Raw genomic sequence first — 2,982 nt, 5'->3', positions numbered from 1 at the left:
CCCATGTGAGAGTAGGTCATCGTCAAGATTCATTTCGCAAAACCCCTATCTGCACGTGCAGGTAGGGGGTTTGTCTTTAAGTAGGAACTACAGAGATTCGCAGGTACGTCCGAGGGACGGGCCAGCACACAGAATTTCTTGACGACCATAGAGCATTGGAACCACCTGATCCCATCCCGAACTCAGTAGTGAAACGATGCATCGCCGATGGTAGTGTGGGGTTTCCCCATGTGAGAGTAGGTCATCGTCAAGATTCAAATCCAAAGCCCCTGTCTGCGATGCAGACAGGGGCTTTGTCTTTCAGGCCCAAAAAACCCAGGGCTTGTGTGCGTCGCAATCAGGTCAGAACTGATAGCTGACCGTGGCACTGACATTGCGCTCTTCACCCATGTAGCAGTAGTTCAAGCTGGCACACGAAGTGATGTAGCTTTCATTGGTAAGGTTGTTGGCGTTCAAGCGCACATCCATCCCCCGCAGCCCGACCTTGCCCAGGTCATAGCCGATTGAGGCGTCGAACAGGGTATAGGAGGGCACCTTCATACTGTTTTCCGCATCCACCCAGCTGTACCCCACATACCGCACCCCACCACCCAAGCGCAGGCCATCCAGGGCCCCCTGGTGGAAGTTGTAGTCAGCCCAAAGCGAGAACATCTGTTTCGGTGCCTGGGTTGGCGAATTGCCCTTGTTATCCAGGTTGCCGGACACCAGGCTGGGCATCGACTTTGCGTACTCGATATCGGTAAAGGTATAGCCGCCCAGCAGCTTCAAGCTGTCGGTCAGTTGCACATGGGCCTCCAGTTCAAGCCCTTGTGAGCGAACTTGCCCTACAGGGCGATAGAAGTCCTCGTCAGGCTGCTTCGAGGCCAGGTTCTCTTGCTCGATGCGGAACACCGATGCGGTGAACAGATTGTCGCTACCCGGCGGCTGATACTTGATACCAGCCTCCCATTGAGTGCCCTCGGTCGGTGCCAGAGGGCGGCCTTGCTGATCGGACACGGTATTGGGGTTGAACGACTCCGAGTAGCTGACATAGGGCGCAATGCCATTCTCGAACAGGTAGAGCACCCCTGCGCGAGTAGTGAATCTGGAGCGCTGGTCACTGACTTTGGTGTTGCTGTCGCGATTCTCCTCGGACACCTTTACCCAGTCCTGGCGCAGTCCCAACGAGAAGCGCCATTGGTCCAGCTCCACCAGGTCCTGCAGGTAAACGCCCGTTTGTTGCAGGCGCCGCTGGTAACGGTTCTCGCCCAGCACCTGAAGGTTGCCGTTGCCGTACTGCGGGTTGCCGGCGTCCAGCGGATCGACTGTGCCATAACGCCAGGCTACGTCGGCCTTGCGTCGCTGGTAGTCGGCGCCCAGCAGCAGGGTGTGTTTGGCGGCCCCGGTAAAGAATTCCGCCTGCAGCATGTTATCGATGATGTACGAATGCAGGCGTTCGTCGCCGCCGGTATAGGCGCGGTTGAGGATATTGCTGTCGGCACCCGCCCAACCGGCGGAATACACCTGATCCATCGACACGTCGGAATCCTGGTAACGGAAGTTCTGGCGTGCTGTGAACACATCGTTGAAGCGATGCTCGAACTGGTAGCTGAAGGACTGTTGGGTACGCTCGTAGTTGTCGATACCCGGCTCGCCTTCGAAGAAGTGGTCAGACAGGCGCAATCCGTTGCGCTTGTGCAGCATGCCATCTGCGGGGTTGCCGCCGTGATAGCCGCCGTTGGGGTCGTGTTGCAGGTAGGCCTGCAGGGTGAGCGAAGTGTCTTCGCTGAAGTCGATGCTGACGGCCGGCGCGATGGCGTAGCGTTCTTCCTTGTTGTGGTCGAACTGCGTATCGGAAGCATCCGCCAGGCCTGTCAGGCGATAAGCGATACGCTTGTGGTCATCCACGGGGCCGCTGAAATCGAAACCCATGCCACGCTGGCCTTGGGTACCGAGGGTGGCCTGGACTTGATGGTAGGGGGTGAACAGCGGCTTCTTGGTGGTCAGTGCCACCAGGCCTCCTGGCGAGCTACGGCCATACAGTACTGAAGACGGTCCCTTGAGAATATCGATGCGCTCAAGGAAGTATGGGTCCACCTGCATGGTGCTGTAGGTCCCGTTGTCTCCCATCGACTTGAGCCCGTCCACGTAGATGTTGTCTACCGAGCCGTCGTTGAAGCCTCGCATGGCTACATAATCATAACGGTGGGTCGCCCCATAGGGGTTGGTCAGTACCCCAGGTGTGTAGCGCATGGCTTGGGCAACGGTTTGTGAGCCTTGGTCGTCCATCTGCTGACGGGTAACCACCGAGACCGATTGTGATGTTTCTACCAGCGGCATGCTGGTCTTGGTCGCCACCTGGCTGTGGGTAGCGTTGTAACCCTCCATGCTGCCCAATGCATTGCCAAGGGTGAAGCTACGGACATCGGTGTCTGGCAATGACAATGCAGCGCCTTGGGGTTGTACCTGCAGCACGTAGCTGCGGACGTTCTGGTTGACGGCTTCCAGGCCGCTGCCATTTAGCAACTGGCGCAGTGCCTGATCGGTAGAGTACTGCCCCTGCAGGCCGTTCGACTGCAAGCCTTGGGTGAGCTGGGGTGTGCTCGACAGGGTGATGCCAGCCTGGCGGGCGAACTCGTTGAGCACATCATCCAACTGACCTGCCGGGATCGCATAGCGGTGGCCCACCTGGGCCGTTTCAGCTGCTATGGAAAGTTGTGTTACGGCTGTCAGGCCCAAGACGGTGCCAAACAGGGCAGCCCGGACTGCTTTGCGTAAAAGCACTGAGTGCAAGACAGGTCGAAAATCATTCGCATTGAATGTGGGCATATGCACGGGAGCGGTAGGCATGTGGGGTCCGTTGAAGTGAGAGAGCAGGAGGTGTCGCTTACTGTCCTAGCCGGACCGACATTCAATACCCGTCAAAAAAGTTATTGGGGCCGCTACGCGCCCCATCGCCGGCAAGCCAGCTTGTGTCTTCAAGGTCTCTTAAACTCGAAAGGG

General features: G+C 57.8%; 1 protein-coding gene and 1 rRNA gene. One reads left to right on the top strand and one right to left on the bottom strand.

Annotation, left to right across the window (positions count from 1 at the left end):
- Positions 1 to 137 precede the first annotated feature (137 nt).
- Positions 138 to 253, top strand: a 5S ribosomal RNA gene (rrf, locus tag MJ643_RS30195).
- Positions 254 to 342: 89 nt separating this feature from the next.
- Here the strand turns inward: rrf and MJ643_RS30190 are convergent.
- On the bottom strand, positions 343 to 2,808 hold the full coding sequence (locus MJ643_RS30190) for a TonB-dependent siderophore receptor (protein ID WP_169775249.1): 2,466 nt from the start codon (positions 2,806 to 2,808) through the stop codon (positions 343 to 345).
- Positions 2,809 to 2,982 lie beyond the last annotated feature (174 nt).

The sequence above is a fragment of the Pseudomonas sp. PNPG3 genome, assembly GCF_023093815.1.
In the GTDB taxonomy this organism is placed as follows: domain Bacteria; phylum Pseudomonadota; class Gammaproteobacteria; order Pseudomonadales; family Pseudomonadaceae; genus Aquipseudomonas; species Aquipseudomonas asiatica.
This window is presented reverse-complemented; position numbering and strand designations above follow the sequence as displayed.